Source organism: Chloroflexota bacterium, from assembly GCA_014360825.1.
Taxonomy (GTDB): Bacteria; Chloroflexota; Anaerolineae; order UBA2200; family JACIWT01; genus JACIWT01.
Genome location: JACIWT010000011.1, coordinates 57,270 through 82,389 on the forward strand (window position 1 = coordinate 57,270; position 25,120 = coordinate 82,389).

Consider the following 25,120-nt stretch of genomic DNA (forward strand, 5'->3'; position numbering starts at 1 on the left):
TGCTCCAAGCACTTTTACGCACCAGAATGATCAGCCGAGACCTCCTGCGCTGCTGCGCGCATGGCGGCCACCAATTCCTCTTTGGTCGGGAAGTGGATGGCACCAGCCTCGCACAGGTTGGCGCAGGCGCTACATCCCACTACACAGTTGTACGGGTTGGTAACAAGGGGATGACTTTCATCATCATCCCATTCGAAGACGCCATTTCCGCAGAAGTTAAAGCATTCTTGGCACCCGACACATACTTCGTAGTCAATGGTCGGATACCAAGGGATTTTCTCTCTCGGGATTCTCGAACTCATGACAGTATTAACCTCCAGGTTGATTGCTGTTTTGTGCGCCTGGCGGGCTTTGTATTCCCACCAGGCGCAGTTGCTTAGAACTTGGTAGTGCTTGTGGACCTATTTCTCGGTCAGTTTCTCAATAGTCTCCGCCACTTTTTTCATTGCATCCTCAGTGGACATATTGCGGAGATCGAGGGAGACTACCTGTTTGTCGAAGTCACCACCCATTTCTGCGAAGACGTCTTTGAACATCTTACGCTGCATCTTGGGGTCGCAGGCTCCGACAACATAGGTTATCCCCGGCTTAGCGTAATCGCGCCAGAACCGGTCGCCATCATCCACGCAGAGTTGTGGGTGAACGATGGCATACTCCACACCCAACTCTGTACGCACGTAGTTGATCAGCCTCCAGAGATCCAGTTTGGAGAACCCAGGGCACTCTCCCGTGCAAATGCACATTACGAATCTCGGTTTCTCGCTCATTGCGTTTTTCCTCCTTCCTTGAGTTGTTTTATTGCAATCGAGATAGTGATTCTTTGGCTTCTACTGAGGAGGATATTCTCCCCGCAGTTCTTTGATGACTGCTTTGACCGATGCTTTGTCTGGGAATGAGATAGCATTGGCATCGCACACGAATTGGCAGCTCTGGCAGTATACCTCGCAGTTGTACGGGTTGGCTACCGATACACTCGGTGAACCCCCATCCAACACGTACACATCGTGTTTGCAGTGCATCACACAAGCGCTGCACCCTTTCACGCAAGCGTCTGGATCTATGCGCGGATACCAGGGAATCAGTGCTCGTGGTATACCCAGGTAGCGTTTGTCTTGCTGCATTGTTGTCCAGGTCCTTTCTATTGTTAAGGTGTATTTTGAACTACAGATGAGACCGTTCCGCCCGGCACTCAGGACAGGAGCAATTCAGCTCTGCACGCGCGGGTAGTCTGATTTGCAGTAGAGACTCCTCACCGGACGCGGTAGCCAGGCGAAGGCGAACCTCGCGCAATACCCGCACAATGTCCGTGTCCGCCAGATGGTAGTAGACGTAGAGGCCCACCTTCCTATCGGCGACCAGTCCTGCCTCTTTTAGGATAGCCAGTTGCTGTGAGACATAGGCCTGGCGCTGTTGCAGAACAGCCACAAGATGGCAGACGCAAGCCTCGCCTTGGGTCAGTATGTCTAGGATCTGCAGACGCACTGGATGCGCCAGAGCGCTGTAGAATCGCGCCTCTCGGTCAAACACCTCTTGTGTCATATTCTGCCCCAGACTGTATTCCAAATATGGAATATACTTATAGCATAGTTTCGCTGAGATGTCAAACTTGGGGTGAGCATGTTTGCGCCTGATGATAGGGGCAAGAGGGTCTCAAGACGTATTACTGAAAGCAAGATGGTGGCTCTCTGGGAAACCAAGCAGATGCCACCATCTCAACGAACTGCTTATCCACTTCGCGATCCGCACGGTGACGAGGCAAAATTATCCTCGGCGCTCATCCCTCCCGTTCTACCCGCGTCGTTACGGCGTGCATTAGATCCTTCAACCCTGGATAAGTAGCAACATATTTATGGAAATAGAAGTCGTAGACTTCCTCCAAGTCCGGATTGGGTTCTACTCGGCGTGTGACCCGCACCATCCGTTCCGCTGCCTCTTGTAAATCACGATATTGGCCCGAGCCAACTGCAGCACAGATAGCCGAACCCAAGGTCGTGGCCTCTTGTACCTCCGTCAAACTAATGGGCAGTTGGCAGACATCCGCGTGAATCTGCATCCACAGGGAACTCTTGGTTCCGCCCCCGCAGGCGATCATTTCCGTCACCCGCAAACCAGCCTTGGCCATATCCTCCAAGATGTGCCGAGTGCCATAGGCAGTGCCCTCGTAGATGGCCCGAAACAGATGTCCCACACTGTGTTTCAGGCTCAGGCCCCAGATAACACCTCGCGCCAAGGGGTCGCGCAGAGGTGAGCGGTTGCCCTGCCAGTAGTCCAAGAGAACTAAGCCCTCAGCGCCTGGGCACACTGCCGCAGCCTTCTCATCTAGAATCTCATAGACGCTTATCCCCCTTTTCTGTGCCTCTACCTGCTCTTGGTAGGCGAAGTTATCGGCAAACCATTTAACAATGGACCCCGTGGAGACCTGACCTCCCTCCAGAATCCAGAGCCCAGGGATCACAGCATCTGGGTATGGTCCCCAGGCCATAGACCCGAAGACTCCTTCCTGGCTCACGGCCAAGTGGCAGGTGGAAGAGCCCATGATGAGCGCCAACCGACCCGGCTGGACGACATTTAAGCCGATCATCCCAGCATAAGCGTCTATGCAGCCTTCAATGACCGGAGTGCCAGGGACGAGGCCCAATTCCGCAGCCACTTCTGGCAACAGCGGACCAACTGGCGCTCCCACTGGCAGTACATCCGGCGGCCACTTGGCGGGCAGGTCGTCCAAGCCCACATCGGCCAGCAACTTCTGCGACCAGCCACCCTCCGGACGGGCGTAGTTCCACTTGCACGTCACGTTGTTGATCGAGGCTACCCAGCGCCCAGTCAGTTTGTAAGTCAGCCAGTCCAGGCTCTCCACAATCTTGTCTGCCTCGCGGTAGATCTCAGGTTCGTTCTCTTTTATCCACAGCGCTTTGGGCAACATCCATTCTGGCGATTCGATGTTGCCCACGTATTTGAGAATGGGGTCACCGCTGGCAGTCACCCGCTCGGCTTGGTCGTGAGCCCGCACATCCATCCAGAGGAGAGCCCGCCGCAGAGGGTTACCGTCTTTGTCCACTGGGAGCATGGTGCAGGAGGTATTGTCGAGGCTCAGCCCCACAATTTCCTCGGTGGGCACTCCGCTTTCGGCCAGACACTCCCGCACAGTGGCCACAGTTGCCTCCCACCAATCCCATGGCTCCTGCTCCGCCCAGCCAGGCTTGGGATGGTACACCGGATACTCACGGGTGGCGAAGACCAACGGCCTGCCCTCCAAATCAAAGAGCCCAGAACGCAGACTCTGAGTGCCAGAGTCAATCCCTAAAACGTACGGGGGCCTGTGAGCGACCATCCCCTCACCCTCCTTCGCTGACTGTGCAGAAGTCAACGTTTTTCTCTCCCATGCGCTCGTATCCGCGTTGGACCCGCAGGGCAGCGAGGTTCAGTCTCGACCAAAGACCTTGGCCTCTATCCCCAGCAGATCGCAGACCATTACCAATTCATCAACCCAGTCGCCGTAGATAGCGTGGATGTGGTTGGAGGCGTACGTAGATAAAAACTCCTCACCAGTGCATCGGAACTTGGCAAAAGCATGGGGCCATTCGTAAGTGGTCTGCTTCATTAGGGCTTGGTTCTTCTCTTCGTCGAAGCGGAGGAACTCCCCGCGAATAATGGCCATCCAATATCGCCCGTCCAAGCGTGTCAGACGGGCGAATGTGGCCTCACCTGGCGCTGTCAGATGGTGCACTGAGGCCCCACCAGCGGGAAAGTAGAGTTCGCTCTCCGGCATGAAGTGCACGTGGGGCATATTATCGGCGGGATCGAAACTCCGGCCAGCAAAATAGGTGGCGTGCTCACCAGAGTTCACCAGATCGAAGATGCCCAGATCTTCGTGGTAATGCCGTACGTCAGCGAAGAGGGCCGGGGTACCCGAGAGGTGTTTCATGATCTCCATGGTGAGCGCCGCATCGGTATCAGCCTCGGTGGCACAGACAATGATATCTTTGGGCCCATCCCAATCGTAGGGATCATTGAGAAAGGCCTCGGTGACATCCATCGTGCAAAAGTTGTTGGTCAATTCTGGCTGCGCTTTGATGCCACAGAAGTCGAGTCTCCACTCATCGATCAGGCGACGAACGGCATAATAACTGCGGACCTGGCGCCCCAGCGTCTCCCGAGTGAGTTGCTTGCCATCGTAATGGACATTGCCCCAACGCTCTAACCAGCGGATAGCCTTATCCACTTTGGACTGGGGTACCTCATCGGCCAAACGCACGATCTCCCACTGGTCGATATGTTCGATGTCGATCCCAAATTGCTTCATCCATTGGTCTGTATTGGACACGGCGGTGTACATTCCCATAGGACGGCCCCCGAAGAGGCCATAGGTTTCACCTTTGATCCTCTTCACTGCTGCCCCAGCCGCTACAAAGGTTTTCACCCGTTTGTACACTTCATCATCCTCGATTTCACCCCAGGTTCGATAGTACTTTACCCCAATTTGGTTAAGCGCACCGGCAGCAGCCAACATGCCCACCAAGCCGGGGTACTGGGGATTCACGTTGGAGAACAGAAGGATAGGTTGGGGCACGAAGCGGGAGGCAATGGCCGGCAGATGGGGGAAAGCCCATACCGCGAAGTTGAAGATGGTGACGTCGCAGCATTCCTGAGTCAATCTGGTTCCTTCCCGCTTGGCAACTTCGTTATTCCAGACGATCTCCTCACCAGCGACGACCTCGTATCCATCCGCCTCCAATCGCTTCCTGAGGCGCTCCTGAAACCCCATATTCATTTCGATCAGTTGGTTATGGACAAATTCCCGTCCATCCGAGAACGTGAGAACGCCTACTCTGGCTTTGCTACTCATGTCCACCTCCTGGAGATTATCTAGTGAGTTTAAGAATATTGGGTGTTGGGATAACGAAACCACCGGTTCTTACGCTGCTAGGTTTCTAAGTCGACCCTGAGAGTTGCGCTGGCTCTGAGAGTGAGGCCCTGGTGAAAGGCTAGATGTACTTCTCTGTTCTTTTCGTGCCACTTTGCTTCCAATGGAGCATTGTCCAAGGTTACCGCTACCGAACGGATGGGGGCGGTCAGGCAACGATAAAAAGTCAGGGTACCCAAGTCCAGTAGTCCATAGGCTAAATGCAGCACCTGGCATTGCCGGTCCCCCTCCAGTCGCTGTGCGAAGTAGCCCCAACCATTGGCCGTAACGAAGAAGGCTCGGTGATCTTCTGGACTCAGGCGAGGAGCAAATGCCAACGCCTTGGCCATGGCATCATAGTGATAGCCTGAGGCAGCCTCCAAGAGTGCCCAACTGCTCATGGGGCGCACATAGTGATCGCCACACTCTACTTCATTCCACGGACTGCGTCGTGTGCCGTCGTAACGGGCACGCACCCCCCGAATGATTGTCAGCGCTTCTTCGACCATACCTTCCCACAAGAGGAGGGCCGCTACTTCATACTCGATCCCAGTCCAGACCTCATCGCTATACAATATGGGCACCGCTGGCCTCCCTCCCCGTGGCCACGTGCAGTTCAGCAATCCCGCATCGCCCTCGTCAGCAAACATGCGAGGCTGTTGTCGAAATCCGATGAAGTTCCTCCGCCAGTTGTAGCGCATGATAGATTGCAAAGTGGCACGGATATGCTCTCGCGGCAGAAGATACCCTAGATCGAGAAGATGTGCCCACCATTGGCCGAACAACTGGTCAGAGTGGCAGCCTTGACCATACTGATACTTGGGGTGTTTCCGTAGATCTACATCCTGGATGTAGTATTCCCCGTTCCAAAGCAAGAGATCCAGCAGTTCCCGACCTCGCTCGAAGCGCTCGCGATAGTGGTCTGCCATCTCTTGCTCTCCCTGCACACGGGCCATCTCCTCAGCGCTTCGCAACGCAGCCAGATAGAGAGTGCCGATGAAACTGTTGGCTCCATGGAGAGAGATGTCGTAAGTGTTAGGTTGCTCGCCTTTGATTACGCCATCACCGTCAGTGTCGTGATCATCCATCAGATGAGTCATCAAGCGTTTCACAGCGGGCCATAAACGATCGAACCAAGCACGACTGGCTCCATGGCGCACTTCCCGATAGACCTTGAGCACTGTGCCCAGTTCGCCGTCTACGGCATGGTTGTCAGGCCCACCGATCTTTAACCCCCAAGGTCGTGGCAAATCAAGGGGCAGCGGTGTGCGATGAGGAATAACTCCCTCGGGGCTCATCTGTACCAGGAGATCCACTTCGCGCATGCCACGTTCCAGTACCGGGAATAGCCTCGCCAGAGAGTGGGCATAGTTCCAGACATGGGTGCAGTTCAGTGGACAACAGCCGCCGGTGTGCCCTTCTCGCGTGCTTGCGCCGCGGCATCCCTCAAATCCGTAAAAGTAACCATCCTCGGCCCAGAAGCAAGTTGGCGACCGCGGTACGGAGAGAGGCGCAGAGACAGCATCGAGCAAGACCGGGGGAAGAGTGCTTTCGAACAACATTTCTCGAAAGAGGCGTGTGATGTTGGTGAGACGTTCTACATGTCCATGCACATATTCGACCACAGCTAGCGCGTTGTCAAAGCGATGGCTGTAGTGATTGCCAATGCGGTAACGGTGCTCGTCAGTTGGCACCCCCAAAAAGGTCTGATCCCAATCCACATAGCGATTGGGGAAGTGCCAACACAAGAGGAACGTAACCGTAAGCCTCTCTGCAGGCGCTAATGTAAATGGCACGACCAGAGCAGCGTTCCAAGTACGTCCAACAGCGCTGGGGCCCGAGGTCTTCAGGTTGATCAATCGTCCGCATTGCCGGAATTCTTCCCAGAGGCGGTTGAGGTCGTCCCAACCAGCCACAGGGATCGCCTCTTCTCCCCAGGTTGCCAAAGCCATAGTACCCTGGTGAGGGTGATCCATAGGCAATCGACGATTCTCCATCAATATGGCTGTCCAGCCTCGTCGTTGCACTACTGTATTCTCGTTTCCCACATAGCCAGGGTTCTCTACGCCGTCAATAGCGGTCAGGCCATCCCAACCGACGGCATTCTGCAAGGTCGCCAGAAGCGAGACAGGGAGAAGTTCTTGGCCAGGGTTCTGTAGAGTAAAGTTGAAAAGCACAGCGGGTAACCCAGAATCCTCCACCTCTAGGGGAAGGAAAGGCGAGAAAGCCTCTAGAGAGATTTTCACAGGCAGAGCGCTGTCCTGATAAGTCAATTGAGTAATAGGATATTCACCGATGAATTCGACGGCCTGCACACCAGGCAGGGCAGCCAGAAGATGGCGAGAGGCTTCAGGCACTTGGTGATCAGAGACACTGGCGGAGGCAATAAACCCCCGTTCGTCATAAAGAGCATCGCTCATAAGCACCCGGGTCAACGGCTCCTTGCCTGGCGGCTGACACCAAAGGCCGAAGAAACTACAGGGGAGGTGGGCTTGGTGATTGATGTTGTTGAAAATCTGCCACTGCCGCAGCCCTCCGTCACCACAGAGGGCCACCGAGCCAGTGCCCAGGCCTCCCAAGGGCATGGCTGCAGCACGCAAAGCCGCACCCCGATAGAGAAACAGCCTCTCCATCTCACTGCCTTCGGCTCAAAACCGCGAGCAACAACAAACCCAACAAGGTCATTACGATCATCAAGGCGGATATGGCAGCAATGACAGGGCTCAATGTGTAACGCAATCCGGTATAGATCTGCACCGGGAGTGTCAGGTTGCGAGTACCGATGATGAAGTTAGTGACAATCAGTTCATTGAATGAGTCAAGGAAGGAGAAAATAGCGGCAATCATGATCCCGGTGCGAATCAGCGGAAGAGTAACTCGCCAAAAGGTAGCCAACCGGTTGGCACCCAGGTTCATCGCCGCCAACTCCAAATTGGTATCAAAACGATAAAGGACGGCAGTGATAACCAGGATTACCATGGGAGTCCCCAAGACGGTGTGGGCCATAACCACGCCCAAAGTGGTGCCTACTAACCGCAACTTGACATACACGGCATAGGCAGCCACAGCAATGACGATCGGAGGGATCATCATTGGGGAGAGCAAAATGAGGTTGACAATCCGCTTGCCTCGAAAGCGGCCTCGCACGAGGGCCAAGGAAGCCATCGTGCCCAAAACAATTTTGACCACCGTAGAGAGAAAGGCATATCGAAGACTTAATATCGCCGGTCGAAACCAATTCTTGTCCTCAAAAAATGTGCGGTAATGGCGCAGAGAAAGTCCCCGCGGCGGAAACCGGAGTATTTCGGTGTCGCTGAAAGACATGGCGATGACCAATAGTGCTGGTAATATCATGAGCAGAAAAACCAGGCTCGCAAAGAGAACCAACAAGACCTGCCCCCAGCGGGACCCATGATGATAACGTCTGAGCGCGGTTTCGGTCATTTCACACCACTTTCGCGTCCACCAGGTCCCAGCCGATGGTCACTGGGGTCCCACGGCCACGACCCTTCGGATCAAAGCGCCCTGCTTGTTTCACTATCAAGCACAACTCTTTGCTCAAACCAACTCGATATTTTGTTATCTCACCGATATAGATCACTTCTTCGATAACCCCAGTGTAGGTGTTAGCCAATGCCTCCCCCGGAGCGAGAAAGCGGATCATCGCCGGTCGGATGGCTAGAGTTACTCTTTGCCCGACAGCCAATCCTTCCCTCGCAGCCACCCGGACTATCACGCTATTCTCCACACGGACAGCACTATAGGCTGTCCCCAATTCTACCACCTCGCCCTGCAAAAGGTTCGTCTCGCCGATGAAATCGGCCACGAAGCGGCTCTGTGGACGCTCGTAGAGTTCCTGTGGCGTCCCCACCTGCTCGATCCGGCCCTGGTTTATCACCGCGATGCGGTCAGACATCACCAAAGCCTCCTCTTGGTCGTGGGTCACGTAAATCACCGTGATGTGCAGTCGCTCTTGGATGTGTTTGATCTCCAATTGCATGTGTTCACGCAACTTTCGGTCCAAGGAGCCAAGGGGCTCGTCCATCAACAGCACCCGGGGGTTAAAGACCAAAGCACGGGCCAAAGCGATGCGTTGTTGCTGACCGCCACTCAGTTGGCGGGGATAACGTCCTTCGAAGCCCGGCAACTGTACCAACTCCAATACCCTGGCCACTTCCTCGGCAATCTTGGTTTTGTCTACCCGCCGCATTTCCAATGGGAAAGCAATGTTCCCAAAGACGGTCATATGTGGGAAAAGAGCGTAGTTCTGGAAAACCATGCCAATATTGCGCCGATATGGAGGCACGGCCACAATGGAAGCCCCATCCATCAAAATGTCGCCCGCCGTGGGGAGTTCGAAACCAGCGATCAAACGCAGAGTGGTCGTCTTCCCCGACCCACTAGGCCCGAGCAAGGTCAGGAACTCGCCACCCTGAATATCTAAGGTGATCTGGTCAACGGCTACCGTATTTCCAAAACGCTTGGTTAAACTTTCGAGCCGGATCTCGGCGCCCCGACTCTCACCTGAAAGACTCATTACTTCGTCCCCCTTACGACTGGTTTCTATAGCACGATCAATTCTCCACTGGTCCTCTCCAGCAGAAATCGCTGTAATAGAGCAACTAAACCAATGGTAATTATCAGCAACACCACTGCTAGAGCAGAGGCGAAAGGCCAATTCAGGAGTTGCGTCACCTGCTGTTCAATGAGTTTACCCACCATCAGGACACGCGGTCCCCCTAACACAGCCGGTGTTATGTAGTAACCCAGCGAAAGGATCAGAAGAAATAGGACGCCAGTGTTGACTCCAGGGAGGCTCAAGGGAAAAACCACCCGCCAGAAGGCTTGCAATTCGGTGGCTCCTAGGCTCTTGGCTGCCAAGACAAGATTGGGGTCAATCCCCTGCAGCACGCTGTAAATAGGGAGGATCATCAGTGGTAACTGGATCACCACCATTGCCAGGATCGGTGCCGGCTCGTTCAACATCAGTTTTAGCGGCTGGGCGATCAACCCCAAGCCCAACAACAGTTCGTTGATGACACCGTGTGTTTGTAAGAGCACCAACCACGCATAGACCTGGACTAACCAGTTGGCCAGCATAGGAAAGAGTACAAAACCCAGTAGAAGATTAGACAGAGGCGGTTTGGTTTGAGACAGCAGGTAAGCGACTGGATAGCCGGTTAAGAACGTGAATAGTGTCACCAGCAGACTGATGCGGAATGTGCGCAGGAGCACCTCTCGGTAGAGGGGCGTTTCGACTAGATGGAGGTAATGTTTCAGCGTAAACGTTGGGTCCATGGTACTGAGCGGCAGAAGCCGCAGTACGGGGATTATCAGAAAAAGAACGAAAACAATCAGAATAGGCGAGAGGAGTACTAAGGACTGCCGCGGCGAGTATTCGGTTAGGGATCCCTCCCATCGGCGATCAGGAATGATCCGATGCACAAGTGTACGAAGAATATCCATTCTCAATATACTCCCATTGTAACGGGTTACACGTATATAGTACAAATTCACTGTGGCCCGCAGCATCATCCCGGGCGCCAGGAAGAGGCTGCGGGCCACGTGAAAACGATTACCTAGTCAGCCATGCGTTCCAGAGCTCGAGCAATGTAGGCTGGATCTCGGCGATGATGGCACAGTCCTCAGCCGTCAGCACGTGCAGTTTGGCCAGGTTGTCGGGGTAGGTGCTGGCACCGCGACGCAGTTCCTCCGGGAGATATTGGGCCGCTTTGGTGTTGGAAGTGCCATAAAAGATATGCTGGGTGTAGACGGCCTGTCGTTCCGGGTTCAGGATGTAGTTCAGGAATTTCATCGCCGCCTCTTTGTGTGGCGCGTTCTTGACCACTCCCCAATAAGCCGGATCAGCATAGCCGCCATCCCAGATAATCTTGACATTTCCTCCCAAGGAGTTGACCTTGTTCATGCGGCCATCCAGGACGATGCCCATGGTCACTTCTTTGTCCAGGAAGAGGCGCATCATCTGGTCACCGGACTCGTAAGTGCGCAAGACCGGCTTGATGGTGTCCAGTTTCTTCAGCGCTCTGGTTCTGCCCTCCTCCGTCTGCAGTGTAGTCCAGATTTCCTCTCGCGGTACACCGTCGGCCAGCAGGGCAAAGTAGAACGGGATCTCTGGACTCCCCCAGTTGTTGACACAGCGGTTGCCAGGGAACTTCTCCAGGTCAAAGAAGTCAGCAGCGGAGGTTGGTGGGTTATCCTTGAAGGCATCGACATCGTAAGCGATCACGTCGCCATAGATTTCCATCGCCACTCCGTATTCCTGCTTCCCCCCAGGGATCAGGTCGCCAGTGTTGGTAACGATGGAGTAATCTACGGGTTCGAGCAAGCCGTCTTTGCCCATCCTGATGATCTGCATCAGGCCGAAGCCAGTGATCACATCCCACTCCACCTTGCCACTTTCAACCATAGCCTTCAGTTTAGCCGAGACATCGGCACCGACCACCTGGATGACTTTGATGCCCGTTTCCTTCTCAAAGGGCTCGTAGAAAGCAGCGTTCTCTGCCTCTTGCACTGCCCCACCCCAGGTCTGTACTACTAGTTCTTTGACTTCTGGCACTGGGGTCGCTGTGGGTGGAACTGGTGTCGGTGGCGCCTTAGTAGGGGGGACTGGAGTCAGGGTGGCCGCGGGCCCACAGGCTGCCAATAACCCACCACCGATGAGTACCAGTCCCATCAGAATGGTAATCCAACGGTAGTACTTAGACATGGTATCCTCCTTCTAAAAGTTATACAGTCAATTTTCACATACCGACATGATCACTGCTCTACCCCTCTCACCTCCTCTCCAAGTGGACTGAAGAACACTGTCTCGGCAAGTAACATCCGCTGATTTCATTTACCTTCTAGAATCCGAGCGCAACCCAATCTTCATCAATCCCAGGGAGCAATCACAACCTTCAAGACTCCTTCCGTGCCCAACATCTGGAGTCCTCTCTCCGCTTCGCTGAGCGGAAGACGATGGGAGATAAGCGAAGTCAGCGGGGCCTGGGTTCGTTTCAGGAAAAGTAAGGCTTCCTTGAATTGGATCTGCGGGTATGCCCAGCAGCCGTGGACATCCAAGTCCTTGTTGCAGATCTGAAAGGGGTGAATGAGGACAGCGCCAGGATCAGTGTAATGTCCCACTTCCACCACTTTGCCGCCCCGCCGGACCAGGGCTAGGCTCTCCGCGAAGGCTTCGGGCACCCCTGCGCACTCCAACACTACGTCGGCGCCCACCCCCTCGGTGGCGGCCAGGACAGCCTCTTTACGCTCCTGCGGAGAAGTAGTGCGTGCATTTAGAGTCAAGTCCGCTCCCATTGTCCGAGCCATCTCCAGGCGGCTATCGGAGACGTCAGTGGCGATGATAGTTCCGGCTCCCGTCTCTCGCAGGGCTGCCACCGCCAGAAGGCCTATGGGCCCCACCCCAATGACAACCACCCGTTTACCGACACCATATCCTTCACCCAAATTTGGTAGGCCAGGCGGAAGGGCCTTTTCCACGGCACGCAATGCAGTGGATAAGGGGTCGGCGAAAACGGCTAGTTCGGATGGGAAATCCTCATCCAGTTTGTACACCCACGAATTTCCATCCACATAAAGGTATTCGGCATAGCCGCCAAAAAGATGAGGCGGTGTCTGGCAGTTCCGGAAGCCGTGCACTGTGCGATTGGGGCAAAGATTGGGGCGATGGGGCATCTGTAAACAGAAAAAACAGTGGCCGCAACTCTTGGAACTGGGCACCACCACTACTCGGTCACCTTCTTGCAGTGGCCCACCCACGACCCGCATGGTGTTATTGGCCTCTGGCCCTAATTCGGCGATCGTGCCAGTCAATTCGTGGCCGGGGATCACTGGAAACATCACGTGGGAATGCCCGCGGTACATATGCGAGTCACTACCGCAGATGCCTACCAAATCCACGCGTAACAGGAGGCTCTCAGGAGTTATCTGGGGGTAAGGGAAGTCCTGCAATTCTATCCTCCCCGCCTCGATCATCACAGCTGCTTTTACCATGTTCACCCCTTACGAGCAATGCGCTCGTCATGTCTATTTTTGAGGTCTGCTGCCACAAGACATTCGTATGATTAACGCCGTCTCCAATCTGATCTCGCGGATGGGGCGATCAGGATTCGCAATCCTCGCCAACAGCATTTCTGCTGCCACCCGGCCTAACTCGTAGGCTGGCTGGGCTACAGTGGTTAGTGGTGGGTTCAGGGACGGCGCCCAGGGCATATCGTCAAAACCGACCACGGCCACATCCTGAGGTATATTCAGACCTTTCTCGTGAATGGCGTTCAAGGCCCCCAAAGTCATCAGGTTATTGGCGGCGAAGATCGCCGTGGGAGGATCGCGCAATTCCAACAATTCACAAGCCTTCTGATGCCCGCTATCTTGCTTGAAATCCCCTACTCTAATCAGATCTTCGTCTATCGCCAGGCCATGATCGATCAGTGCTTTTTCGTAGCCTTGCTGGCGCTCCCGTCCTGTCGTGATCGTGGTAGGACCACCAATCAGCCCAATCCGACGATGCCCCAACTGGATGAGATGGCTGACCGCCCTGTAAGCCCCGCTCACATTGTCCACAAGCACAGTATCCACCCGAAGAGAGCGTAGACGCCGGTCCATAGCCACCACAGGGATCCCACTTTCGATCAGGGCCGCACAAGCAATGCTATCTTCATCCGTAGGCGAGATGATGGCCCCAGCGACCTTCTCTGCTAACAACACCCGAAGATACAGCGCTTCTTTCGCACGGTCTTCGTCAGAATTGCAGAGGAGCAGGCTATACTTATTGGCGTAAGCGAGGTCCTCAATGCCACGCACCACGGTGGTAAAGAAGGGGTTCGCAATATCGGAAAGGATCAAACCAAAGATATTGGTGGCCTGCATCCGTAATCGGCGCGCAACCCGGCTCGGCTGATAGCCGAGTTGGTCCATCGCCTGCAAGACTTTGATGCGGGTTTCGTCGGTGATATAGGGGTGATCGTTCATGACGCGCGACACCGTGGCAGTGGAGACGCCCGCCGCTTTTGCTACATCTCGGATATTAACCACCAGAGACCTGCTTTCCGAGTTTGTGTAATCGATTACTGAAATCGATTATAACACATTTCGCTCCCCATGTCAAGGGGGAACCTTAAAATTTTAGGATTTCTTTCGTTGGGTTGACAGATTTCTCTCCCTCTGCTATACTTACAACCAGCAAATATCCTAAAGACGACGACGGAGGCAAGTAGCCTTGCTTTGGCCAGCAGAGAGTCGCCGGACGGTGCAAGGCGATGGCCAAAGGCGGCGAATTCCACCTCCCAGTCGCTGGCGAAAAGGTCATAAGGCCATTAAGCCATGCCGGCAGCCCCCGTTACCGGGCGTTCGAGGCCGCCAACCGGCGGCGAAGAAAGGTGGCACCACGGACAGCCGCTCTCCGTCCTTTCGGAGGAGCGGCTGTTCTTATGCCCAGGGGAGGGGTACGATGATAGATTTAAAATTCATTCGAGAACACCCAGATGAGGTCAAAAAGGCGCTTGTCCAACTGAATACCACAGCGCCCATTGACGAGATCCTATCCTTGGACGAACGGCGCCGCCAACTGCTCAAGGAGAGCGAGGCCCTCAAAGCACGCCGCAACGCCGTATCCAGAGAGATCAGCACACTGAAAGATGAGGGGCAACGTCAATCTCTCATCGCGGAGATGCGCGCCGTCGGAGATCAAATCAAAGCCCTCGATGGTCAGGTGCGCCAAGTGGATGAGCAACTGCAGGATCTCCTGCTCCAGGTGCCGAACATGCCACATCCCAGTGTCCCTATCGGTCGGGACGAGAGCGAGAACGTGGTAGTGCGCACGCCGATCCCACCTCGCGACCTGGGCTTCGAAGCACTGCCCCACTGGGAACTGGGTCCGACACTTGGACTCCTCGACTTCGAACGCGGGGTGAAGATCTCGGGCACGCGTTTCTATATCCTCAAAGGGTTGGGAGCCAAACTCCAACGGGCGCTGATCACCTGGATGCTGGACCTGCACGTCCAGAAACACGGCTACACCGAGGTCTACCCTCCCTTTGTGGTGCGCCGCGAATGCCTAGTGGGCACGGGGCAATTGCCCAAGTTCGGCGACAATCTCTACTACGACGCCGAGGATGACTTGTGGCTCATCCCCACCGCTGAGGTGCCTGTAACGAACCTGCACCGTGACGAGATCTTCGAGGCGGAGGACCTGCCAATATATTATGTCGCCTACACGGCTTGTTTCCGACGTGAGAAGATGTCGGCGGGCAAAGACACACGGGGCATCAAACGTGGCCATCAGTTCGACAAGGTGGAGATGGTGAAGTTCGTGCGGCCCGAAACCTCAATGGAAGAATTGGAGCGGCTGGTTGATAACGCGGAGGACGTGTGCCGGGAACTGGATATTCCCTACCGCGTGGTGCAAATGTGCACGGGCGATCTGAGTTTCACCGCAATGGCGAAGTACGACGTGGAGATGTGGGCCCCAGGGTGTGGGGAGTGGTTAGAGGTAAGTTCGTGTTCGAATTTCGGCGACTTCCAGGCCCGTCGCGCCAATATCCGCTATCGTCCCGCGCCGGGTGCCAAACCCGAGTATGTGCACACACTGAACGGTTCGGGGCTGGCTCTGCCACGAGTGATGATTGCCGTGATGGAGAACTACCAGCAACCCGACGGGAGCATTGTTGTGCCGGAGGTACTACGGCCTTACATGGGCGGAGTGGAGGTGATACGATGAGGATTCTCGCCTATTTCGTTTCGCACTGAGCATATCACGTTCACGTGTTATGCTCCGCCTGGCATCTAGATAGCCCTTTGGCTAAAAGTTTTTCGTCCGTTGCTCCTCATCGGCTGAGGTCCATACCCGCAATCTCGCGAGAAATCAAGCGAGCCGTCTCCTGCATTAAAGGAACAATAGTCTGAATGCGCTCTGCCACTAAACGGACTGCAGGGCCGGAAACGCTAACGGCGGCGACCACCTGTCCGTTACCCGCAAGCACTGGCACAGCCACGCAACACACACCAGGAATGTACTCCTCGTTATCAACGGCATATCCATGAGACCGAATCTGGGTGAGACATTCCTCAAGAGTATGTCGATCGACAATGGTATTAGGCGTGTATTTCGTAAGAAGGTACCCGTCGAGAAGTCTCTTCCGTTCTGATTGTGGAAGATATGCCAGAAGGACTTTACCAAGGGCCGTGCAGTGAAGAGGCACTAAAGCCCCCACATAGGTTACCGTGCGCAAGAATTCCTGACTCTCAACTTTGTCAATAAAAAGAGCCCAGCGCTCCCGCAAGACACCAAGGTTTATGGTTTCACCAGTTTGACTGGCCAATTTCTCCAAGTAAGGCCGAATTCTTTCCCCAAAACCAAGGCTGCGAATGGCACTAGCTCCCAGCTCAACGAGTCGCATCCCCAGCGTGTATTTGGACGTTTCCGGGTTTTGCTTCACCAAACCATGGTGTTCCAGCGTACTTAAATAACGATGGACAGCGCTGACGCCCCAGCCTAAGTTATCGCTTAGACGGGTGACACCAACAGGCGTGCCTTCTTCCGCTAAAGCCTCTAAAATCCGGATGGCCTTGGACAGAGAGCGAACTGGATATCTAGGGTTCTTCCTATTATTACCAACATTCATAATGGTGATTTTCGCCAAATAGCAAGCGGGTCATCCGCTCATCGAACAACATGCTGGCCCTCCTGGACCAGCTTTTCGAATTCTTCTCTTCTCATATGGAAACTATGCTCTTCACCAGGGAACTGCCCGCCTTTCACCTCACTTGCGTACTGTCTCAGGGTGTCACTTACTACCCGTTTTAAGTTGCAGTACTGCTTGACGTGCTTGGGAACAAATGCGGTGTAAAGCCCTAGAAGGTCATAGGTCACCAACACTTGACCATCACAATGCACCCCAGCACCAATGCCAATAACGGGCACTGATAACTCGTCGGTGATCAGCTTCGCCAGTTCCATAGGGATGCACTCTAACAGGAGGGAAAAAACTCCCCCCTGTTCCAGGAGCCGGGCTTGCTCCAAAATCTCTTGGGCCGTTTTGGCATCCTTGCCTTGCACTTTGTAGCCTTCGACTAACGATGCAGTCTGCGGTGTAAGCCCCAAATGACCCATGACCGGGATCCCTGCACCTACAATGGCTCCTATCCTTTGGCGGACCAGTTCATTGCCACCCTCAACCTTGACAGCCTGAGCACCTCCTTCCTTGATTAGGCGCCCAGCGTTGCTGATCGCTTGCTCATCGGAGACTTCGTAGGACATGAATGGCATATCCGCTACCACCATAGCTCTTTTTACCGCGGTTGCTACGGCTTGGCTATGGTGGATTATTTGTTCTACGGTCACAGGGAGTGTGCTCTGGTAGCCCATCACAACCATACCCAATGAATCTCCAACCAAGACCACGTCAATACCAGCTTCATCTATCAGAGTAGCGAAGAGATAGTCATAGGCAGTCAGCATCGTGATCTTCTCGCCTTGCTCTTTCATCCGCCGCAAGTCTGGTATGGTTACCCTGCTCATCACCATCAAATTATATGCCTCCACAGTGTGAATTTCAAATCGGTAGTACAATCTTATGGTACAGTCCTCGGGCCCAACGCTAGCGCAGTAGATTAGCCTAGTTTTCCCCAGGCATACTACCAAGATAGGCTGCCTGAACCCTCGGGTTGTGCATGAGTTCCTGGGACGACCCCGCCAATGAAACCCTACCCGTCTCTAGTACATACCCACGCTGAGCAATAGATAAGGCTATTCGGGCATTCTGCTCCACCAGCAAGATAGTGGTACCAGCAGCGTTAATACTCCTGATAATGTCGTAGATCCCCTCTACCAAGATAGGAGCCAGACCCATAGACGGCTCATCTAACAGCAACAAACGCGGTTGCGTCATCAGCCCACGACCGATAGCCAACATTTGCTGCTCCCCGCCAGAAAGGGTACCTGCCCTCTGCTTTAGCCGCTCTTTCAGACGAGGAAAGTAAGCAAAAACCCGTTCCATGCTTTCTTCTATCTCTCGCTTGTCAGAGCGGGTATAAGCACCTAAAATGAGATTTTCTCGGACCGTCAACTCGCTAAAGACACGCCTTCCCTCAAGCACATGAGATACTCCCAAGGATACGATGTGATGAGGCTCCTCCATGGTGATGTCGCGTCCATCAAAGAGAATATTGCCCGATCTGGGGCGCACCAGGCCTGAAATAGCCTTGAGCAGAGTGCTCTTACCGGCCCCGTTAGCCCCGATCAGAGTGACAATCTCGCCTTCATCCACGCACAGGGAGATCCCATGCAAAGCATGTATAGCACCATAGTATACCTGCAACTGGTCAACTTGCAACAACATCACATCTTTCCCGTCTTCCAAGATAGGCCTCGATGACTCTGGGGTCTCTTTGAACCTGGGCCGGGCTTCCCTCGGCAATGATTTCACCGTGGTCCATCACCACAATCCGCTGGCAGATCCCCATCACCACCTGCATCTGATGCTCAACGAGGAAAATCGTTAAGTAAAATCGTTCTTTGATGAATTCAATAAGTTTCATTAGCGTATTCGCTTCCTGAGGATTCATCCCGGCGGCAGGCTCATCCAAAAGCAGTAATTGTGGTTGTCTTGCTAACGCTCGCGCGATTTCCAGCTTACGTTGTTCACCATATGGTAAGTTTTTGGCCAGTTCATAGGCCCTCTCCTGCAGCCCAAAAATAGAGAGGAAATCAAGGGCTTTCTCAGTTACTCTCCGGTCGCCCAAATAGAAACGTTTGGTTCTGGCAATGGCATCCACCATGTTGTATTGAGCATAGGGATGATAGGCAATGCGGACATTCTCCAAGACTGTGAGTTCTTTGAATAGGCGAATGTTCTGAAAGGTCCTGGCCACACCGCGGGCGGCCACTTCGTGTGGTTTCAGGCCAACTAACTCTTCGCCCTTGAATTTGATAGAGCCCTTTGTGGGGGTATACAGACCGCTAATTAGATTGAAGACCGTAGTCTTTCCTGCTCCATTTGGACCAATAAGACCTATTATATCACCGTGATCCAAATCTACGCTGAAACTGCTTACGGCACATAACCCACCGAAATGCATTGTCAAATTATCAATCGCCAAAAATGCCATGGGCTGACCTCGCTTGCCGGGTAGAGGTCTTTATGGAGATCCCTTTCAGACTGATGAGATGATTGACCTCGCCCCGATCCTGAAAAAGTCTATTTGAGCATTCCGCTGAAAAACCTCTTTAGGATTGTGGCATGCCCAACTATCACTGGCTTGACTTTCACCTCCCAGACTTCTGCTACTTGCTGCCGTAGGTAAGGCAGCGGGTTCCTGACCGCGAAGAGGATTAGAAGAAGAGGATAGATAACGAGACGCAAATCTTGAGAAAAACGTAGTACTTCGGGCAACATCGTAAGTACCAAGGCAGCAAGAATGGAACCATGCACGCTACCCATTCCCCCAACGACTAACATCAGGAGGATTTCGATTGATTTCAAGAAAGTGAACTGGGTGGGATGAGCTAGTTGTAAAAGATGAGCGAGTAGGCCCCCAGCCGCACCGGCGAAGAAAGAAGCCAGTACGAAAGCGTTTATTTTGTATTTGGTGCTATCGATACCCAATGATTCAGCAGCGAGCTCATCCTCGCGCACAGCCATAGATTGGCTACCAAATATTGAATGAGCGTAGTTACTTATTACAGCGACGCTGACTACTGTAAACCCCATGATCCAAGCTAAATTGCTTAGTTTCGGGATGTCGATAAAACCCCGTGGTCCTCCGAGAACGTGCAAATTGTTGAGTAGCACTACGAGTATTTGATTAAAGCCTAATGTGGCTATACAAAGGTAGTCCCCTTTGAGACGCAGAGTTGGTATTCCGATGAGGTAAGCCACCACGGCCGAGGCCAAAGAACCTACCAAAAGACTAACCAGGAAGAAAACTTCGCGCAGAGGTGATGGAGTCGATAGCCCGATATGAAAGACCAACTTGGTCATCACGGCTGAGGTGTAAGCGCCAACAGCCATAAATGCTGCATGTCCGATGGAGAACTGACCGGTGAAACCAGTGACGAGATTCAGACTCACCGTCATAATAGCATTAATCAAGCCACACATGATGACGAATAAAATGTAGTCGGAAAGCAATCTGTGTACATTTAGACCCCACAGGACCACATAACAAAGAACAATGGCCACTATATTGAGAAGGTTTTTGTGCCTTAGTAGATGCATCTAGGCTCTCCCGACAAACGGCCTGCCCAATAGCCCCGTGGGACGGAGGAGCAATATCCCGATCAGGATGATGAAAAAGACCCCCTCAGCCAGTTGCGAATGGGCTACCGTGGCAAAAACTTCTACTAAACCCATAATAAGACCACCCACTACAGCCCCTGGGATGCTGCCAATCCCACCAAAGACAGCAGCCACAAAGGCTTTCAACCCTGGTATGAGCCCCATATAGGGGTTAAGGCGCGGGTAAACCACAGCCCACAATACGCCAGCAGCACCGGCTAAAGTACCACCAATAGCGAAAGTTATACTGATAACCAGATCAGTATCAATGCCCACTGACTTGGCCGCTTCCCTGTCCAAAGCGGTGGCTCGCATAGCCATACCAATTTTGGTGTTCGTGATGACGTAATGGAGTATGAGCATAAGCGACGCGGCCGCGGCAACATTGAGGATATGTATATTAGTGATGAAGACGGTAGAAGTAAGATAGTATTTTCGCGCAGCAATGGCCTCGGGGAAGCGGCGGTATGTAGGGCCTATGAAAGGCACGACCCTTCCCCCATTTTCCAAGAGGAGGGATACGCCCACAGCAGTAATCAAAGCCACAAGTCGTGGTCGATCGCGCAAGGGTTTGTAGGCAATGCGCTCTATGAGCACATTTGCAATGCCGCAAACTACCATGGCCAAAACAAAAGCAGCAGGAAACGGCAAGCCAAAAGAGGTAACACTAATAAAAGCCGTGTAGGCACCTAACATGATCAGATCACCATGGGCAAAGTTGATCAACTGGATAATGCCGTAGACCAGGGTGTAGCCTAGAGCGATGAGAGCATAAATTGTACCGATCTGAACCCCATTGACAAATTGGCTTAAAAACTGTTCCAAGAGCACTCCCTTTCATAGGGGGCAGGGCCTTAGCAGCCCTGCCCCATAATCTGTTTTTGTCCACAATTGGAGTGAACGATAGTTTCTCAGACTCTCGAGCCCTACGGTGCGTAGCTCTTGACGTAGACTACCCGCCCGCCTTCAATTCTTAGAATGGCGGCAGGCAAAGAAATAGGGTCTCCATTCTCATTGAAAGTAATATCCCCTTGAGCTCCTGGAAGCCCCTTTGTGGCCGCCATAGCCTTCTGGATGGACTCACCATCCAATTTTCCAGCCCTTTTGATGGCGTCAAAAACCACCTGGGCTGCGTCGTAAGCCATGATTGCTAGCAAGTCGGGGTCAGATCCGTACTTGTTTCGGAATGCTTCCACAAAGGCCCGTGTCTCCGGTCGGGGATCTTCCATTGAGAAGTGACTACAATAGTATGCACCGTCCGTGCTCACAAGGTCGAGCTCAGGCGAGTCCCAAGCGTCAGCGCCAATTTTCTGGGCCTCTAATCCTATCTCGTTTGCCTGCTTAGCAATAAGGTTGATGTCAACATAGTTGTCAGGACAGAAGAAGACATCCGGTGAAGTGGCTTTGATGCTTGTTAGTTGGGCCCGAAAGTCAGTGGCGCCACTGGGGTGAGTTTGGATGGTGGTAATTTTTCCACCCAATTCCTCAAAGGTCTTAGCGAAGAGCTGAGAGACTGTCGTAGCGTACTCGTTGCCTATATCATACAGGATGGCTGCTGTCTTTGCTCCCAGTTCCTCACGACAAAAACTGGCCAGAACTGGGCCCTGGAAGTCATCCGTCCAGCAACTGCGGAACACGTACGCTTTCCCCGGCGTAATCTGTGGGCTAGTGCCAGTGACCACCATCGGAACTTTTGACATCTCCGCAATGGGCGCTGCTGCCATGCCCATTGTGCTGGCAATAGGGCCTATGATGGCTACAACCTTGTCTTGCACAATCAGTTTGTGAGCAGCAGCAGCCGCCACCACAGGATCACTCTGATCATCTTCGTGGATGATCACCACCTTGCTGCCTAGCAGGCCCCCCTTTTCGTTAATCTGGGCAACTGCCAGATCAACCGCCTTCCTGTGAGACTCACCGAAGGTGGAAAGGGCACCAGTCAAGTGGGCTATGCTCCCGATCTTGATCTCCTTAGCTTCCCGAGGGGCACATCCAAACAATAGGACCGAGAGCAAAGACGCCAACGTCAAGGAAGTGATGACAATCTGAGGTAATCTGCGCATTTTGACCTCCTATGCTTCTGTTGTTGTTTATGCCGGACCCATAATCAGTGTACGATAGATATATGTTTTTGCGATATCACCCCCTTCAAGCATCAACCTTTTTAGTATACCGGTATTCCCTCTCTTTTCACGAGCTCCTTGAAGGCTTCGATTAACATGCTTGTGATAGGCCCAGGGACATCGTGTCCTATGAGCCGTCCATCAATCTCTCTCACAGGGACGATCTCTGCCCCAGTACCGCATACCAATGCTTCATCGGCTGTGTACACGTCGCCAAGGGTGAGATTGGTCTCTCGCGTCTCTAAACCAGCCTCGCGGGCAAGTGTTAAAACGGTTCTTCGCGTCACACCGTTGAGGATATTCACTGTGGTCGGCGAAATAACCACCTTGTCTTTAATGATCAGAAAATTCTCGCCTGGTCCCTCCGCTACAAAGCCATTGATGTCTAGCATGAGTGCTTCATCTGCACCAGCTGCCTTGGCCTCCAACTTCGCCAAGATGTTATTGAGGTAGCCTACATGCTTCACTCGCGAATCTACGCACTGTGAAGGTACGCGACGGACTGCTGTAGTCTTCATTGTGATTCCCTCAGTGCCTAGGAAGGGTTCCCACGGGTGGGCAAGGACGATAACTGTTGGCTCTAGCCCTTTTCCAGGATCGACACCCATCGTACCGGCCCCGCGTGTAATAATAGGACGGATGTGGGCATCCTGCAGTTTGTTTCGCCTTAAGGTCTCTAGAATCACTCCTTTCATCTCGGCTTTGCTAAGAGGAATCCTCAGGCCAATAATTTGAGCCGATTCGTAGAGGCGATCAATGTGTTCATCGAGCTTAAAAACCTTACCAGAATACTCCCGTATCCCCTCAAATATGGCATCTGCGTATAGGAGACCCCTGTCGAAGACCGAAATCTTAGCCTGCGGCCCAGGTACGAAATCTCCGTTGATATAAACTATCAGTTTGGCAATGTCCAGCACTGTGTTGCTCCTTGTAGCAATATGGCTTTTCTATTTTGTAGAAATATTTTCTAAAATATATTTTATTATAATTTCCAGAATTTGTCAAGGGTCGCTTTCGAGAATTTGGAAAAGTCTTGCCAGTTGTTTGCAAATATTACTACATGTTGTGCTCATAGAGAACTCTGTGTACCATATCTTGTGGCACTCCAGCTTGATGATGCCGACTTCATCAACACTATCGAGATTTGCCTTCTCCGCCACCTTGTGATAGAATTTCCAACTAGAGATACCCGTGTGCGGCCAGTTGTGCCGTTGTGAGAGCGGACTGCCGCGACGCTTAATTCAGCCCAGGCGTTTGGGGCAGCCGGAAAAGTCATGGAAAAGGAAGCATGGACACCGACGGTAGTTGTTCGGATCTAACTGCGGACAACCCGCCCAGTACGAAAAATACTGACATCTACCATATCTCTTCTCTCATTTGCGGAGCAGGTGAGCCGACCTTTACGTCTGCCTACTGGTAGCGATATTTCGCACGCGAAAGGCCGCAGCCTGGTCTGCGGCCTTTTGTATTTCCGGCGAGAAAAACGGACATCCTAATCTTGCAGGAGGTGTGAGATGGCTTTCCTGAGCGAACTTATCGGACAGACAGTGTGGGACGCTCGGGGTGAGCGCGTCGGACGCTGCGCCGACATCCTGATCGTTCACCCTGACCAACCTTTCCCCACCGTCAGAGCGCTGGCTCTGGAGGATGGCGAAGGCGCTGGCCAATTCATCCCCGCCGAACAGATCGGTTGGTTAGGTCCCAATATTCTACTGAAGGTAAGCCGGTCACACCTCAAACCATTTACCCCGCAGGGCAACGAACTCTGGCTGGTCCGCCAGATCCTTGATCGACAGATTGTAGACACCGAGGGCCGCCGAGTAGTGCGGGTAAACGATTTGCTACTGACCCGGACGAACGAGCACTTCTGCCTGGCCGGAGTGGATGTGGGTGGATTAGGGCTGTTGCGCCGCCTGGGCATCCAAAAGCCAGCGCTGACACTGTTTTCCATCCTGCGACAGAAGCCCCCAGAACTCATTATTCCCTGGGAGGACGTGGCGCCGCTGCAGGCCCAGGAGCCAATCCGCCTGCGCATCTCGCGAGACAAGATAGGCCGCATTCACCCCTCTGACATCGCCGATATCATCGCTGACCTCGACCGGCGCACAGGTCAGGCCCTGATCGAATCACTGGACGATGAAGTCGCAGCCGATACCATCGAGGAAATCCCACCGCAAATGCAGGTAGATGTCATATCACGCTTGGAGCCGGAGCGTGCGGCCGACATCTTGGAAGAGATGGGACCGGATGAAGCCGCTGACTTGCTGGGTGATTTACCTGCTCACGCCAGTCAAAAGTTACTCGAACTGATGGAAGATGAGGATGCCGAAGACGTCCGTCGTCTCTTGGCCTACCCGGAGGATTCTGCCGGTGGGATCATGACCACCGAGTTCACTACTCTGCCCGAGGGCCTCACCGTAGCCGAGGCCTTAGAGTACTTACGCCAATCCGAGGAAGCCCAGGAGGATGAAGCACTCCACTATATCTATGTGGTAGATGAGGGTGGACATTTGAAGGGCGTGATTAGCCTGCGCGATCTGGTACTATCACCCCCTGAGGCTACGTTGACGGAGCGGATGACGACCCGGCTGATCACTGTGGGTCCCTTGACCCCGCAGCAGGAGATCGCCAGACTGATCGCCAAATACAATTTGCTGGCAGTCCCTGTAGTGGACGAGGCCGGCGTATTGCAGGGCATCGTTACCGTAGATGATGCGATTGACGCCATCCTGCCCACAGCCTGGAAGAAACGCCTACCTCGCTTCTTCTATGTCTAACTTCTCTTCTCCCGGAGGCTA

22 protein-coding genes and 1 pseudogene are annotated in these 25,120 nt (G+C 53.5%); 2 read left to right on the forward strand and 21 right to left on the reverse strand.

All coding sequences use genetic code 11. The features are described from left to right. Positions 1-14: 14 nt before the first annotated feature. The 13 genes and pseudogenes from H5T64_08905 to H5T64_08965 form a co-directional block, all read right to left on the reverse strand. A complete protein-coding gene (locus H5T64_08905; protein MBC7264458.1) occupies positions 15-302 on the reverse strand; it encodes a ferredoxin family protein in 288 nt (95 codons plus the stop codon). 99 nt (positions 303-401) lie between these two features. Next, a complete protein-coding gene (locus H5T64_08910; GenBank protein MBC7264459.1) occupies positions 402-767 on the reverse strand; it encodes a hypothetical protein in 366 nt (121 codons plus the stop codon). A 60-nt stretch (positions 768-827) separates the two neighbouring features. After that, positions 828-1,121: a ferredoxin family protein gene (locus H5T64_08915; GenBank protein MBC7264460.1), complete on the reverse strand. Its 294-nt coding sequence runs from the start codon at positions 1,119-1,121 to the stop codon at positions 828-830. A gap of 40 nt (positions 1,122-1,161) precedes the next feature. After that, entirely contained in the window at positions 1,162-1,539 is a 378-nt protein-coding gene (locus H5T64_08920) for a helix-turn-helix transcriptional regulator (GenBank protein MBC7264461.1), read from the reverse strand. Between the two features lie 235 nt (positions 1,540-1,774). Continuing rightward, the gene (locus tag H5T64_08925; GenBank protein ID MBC7264462.1) at positions 1,775-3,331 is read right to left on the reverse strand and encodes a hypothetical protein; all 1,557 of its coding nucleotides are present in this window, start codon (positions 3,329-3,331) and stop codon (positions 1,775-1,777) included. Positions 3,332-3,421: 90 nt separating this feature from the next. Further along, entirely contained in the window at positions 3,422-4,846 is a 1,425-nt protein-coding gene (locus H5T64_08930) for an L-fucose/L-arabinose isomerase family protein (protein ID MBC7264463.1), read from the reverse strand. Positions 4,847-4,923: 77 nt separating this feature from the next. After that, complete coding sequence (locus H5T64_08935; protein ID MBC7264464.1) at positions 4,924-7,536, reverse strand: hypothetical protein; 2,613 nt, start codon at positions 7,534-7,536, stop codon at positions 4,924-4,926. A 1-nt stretch (position 7,537) separates the two neighbouring features. Beyond that, entirely contained in the window at positions 7,538-8,347 is an 810-nt protein-coding gene (locus H5T64_08940; GenBank protein ID MBC7264465.1) for an ABC transporter permease, read from the reverse strand. A 1-nt stretch (position 8,348) separates the two neighbouring features. After that, positions 8,349-9,440: an ABC transporter ATP-binding protein gene (locus tag H5T64_08945; GenBank protein MBC7264466.1), complete on the reverse strand. Its 1,092-nt coding sequence runs from the start codon at positions 9,438-9,440 to the stop codon at positions 8,349-8,351. Positions 9,441-9,466: 26 nt separating this feature from the next. Then, positions 9,467-10,369: an ABC transporter permease gene (locus H5T64_08950; protein MBC7264467.1), complete on the reverse strand. Its 903-nt coding sequence runs from the start codon at positions 10,367-10,369 to the stop codon at positions 9,467-9,469. A gap of 109 nt (positions 10,370-10,478) precedes the next feature. Continuing rightward, the gene (locus H5T64_08955) at positions 10,479-11,630 is read right to left on the reverse strand and encodes an ABC transporter substrate-binding protein (GenBank protein MBC7264468.1); all 1,152 of its coding nucleotides are present in this window, start codon (positions 11,628-11,630) and stop codon (positions 10,479-10,481) included. A 164-nt stretch (positions 11,631-11,794) separates the two neighbouring features. Beyond that, positions 11,795-12,916, reverse strand: a complete 1,122-nt coding sequence (locus H5T64_08960; GenBank protein MBC7264469.1) for a zinc-binding dehydrogenase — start codon at positions 12,914-12,916, stop codon at positions 11,795-11,797. A gap of 33 nt (positions 12,917-12,949) precedes the next feature. Beyond that, positions 12,950-13,972 (reverse strand): annotated as a pseudogene (locus H5T64_08965) (LacI family DNA-binding transcriptional regulator). A 400-nt stretch (positions 13,973-14,372) separates the two neighbouring features. Here H5T64_08965 and serS point away from each other — a divergent pair. Further along, positions 14,373-15,641: a serine--tRNA ligase gene (serS, locus tag H5T64_08970; GenBank protein ID MBC7264470.1), complete on the forward strand. Its 1,269-nt coding sequence runs from the start codon at positions 14,373-14,375 to the stop codon at positions 15,639-15,641. Between the two features lie 106 nt (positions 15,642-15,747). Here serS and H5T64_08975 read toward each other — a convergent pair whose 3' ends face one another. From H5T64_08975 to ilvE, 8 genes are all read right to left on the reverse strand, one after another. Next, positions 15,748-16,563 (reverse strand): IclR family transcriptional regulator, encoded by an 816-nt coding sequence (locus H5T64_08975; GenBank protein MBC7264471.1) that lies wholly within the window; start codon positions 16,561-16,563, stop codon positions 15,748-15,750. A gap of 20 nt (positions 16,564-16,583) precedes the next feature. Beyond that, positions 16,584-17,447 (reverse strand): 3-methyl-2-oxobutanoate hydroxymethyltransferase, encoded by an 864-nt coding sequence (panB, locus tag H5T64_08980; GenBank protein ID MBC7264472.1) that lies wholly within the window; start codon positions 17,445-17,447, stop codon positions 16,584-16,586. Positions 17,448-17,538: 91 nt separating this feature from the next. Continuing rightward, on the reverse strand, positions 17,539-18,261 hold the full coding sequence (locus H5T64_08985; GenBank protein ID MBC7264473.1) for an ABC transporter ATP-binding protein: 723 nt from the start codon (positions 18,259-18,261) through the stop codon (positions 17,539-17,541). Further along, a complete protein-coding gene (locus H5T64_08990) occupies positions 18,245-19,030 on the reverse strand; it encodes an ABC transporter ATP-binding protein (protein ID MBC7264474.1) in 786 nt (261 codons plus the stop codon). The genes H5T64_08985 and H5T64_08990 overlap by 17 nt, the downstream gene beginning before the upstream one ends. An 89-nt stretch (positions 19,031-19,119) precedes the next feature. Next, a complete protein-coding gene (locus H5T64_08995; GenBank protein MBC7264475.1) occupies positions 19,120-20,139 on the reverse strand; it encodes a branched-chain amino acid ABC transporter permease in 1,020 nt (339 codons plus the stop codon). Further along, the gene (locus tag H5T64_09000) at positions 20,140-21,024 is read right to left on the reverse strand and encodes a branched-chain amino acid ABC transporter permease (GenBank protein ID MBC7264476.1); all 885 of its coding nucleotides are present in this window, start codon (positions 21,022-21,024) and stop codon (positions 20,140-20,142) included. A 101-nt stretch (positions 21,025-21,125) separates the two neighbouring features. Beyond that, a complete protein-coding gene (locus H5T64_09005) occupies positions 21,126-22,262 on the reverse strand; it encodes an ABC transporter substrate-binding protein (GenBank protein MBC7264477.1) in 1,137 nt (378 codons plus the stop codon). Positions 22,263-22,363: 101 nt separating this feature from the next. Next, positions 22,364-23,221, reverse strand: a complete 858-nt coding sequence (gene ilvE / locus H5T64_09010; GenBank protein MBC7264478.1) for a branched-chain-amino-acid transaminase — start codon at positions 23,219-23,221, stop codon at positions 22,364-22,366. A 615-nt stretch (positions 23,222-23,836) separates the two neighbouring features. Between ilvE and H5T64_09015 the strand changes: the two genes are divergently transcribed. Beyond that, positions 23,837-25,099, forward strand: coding sequence for a magnesium transporter (locus H5T64_09015; protein ID MBC7264479.1), 1,263 nt, complete (start codon positions 23,837-23,839; stop codon positions 25,097-25,099). The last annotated feature ends 21 nt before the right edge of the window (positions 25,100-25,120 follow it).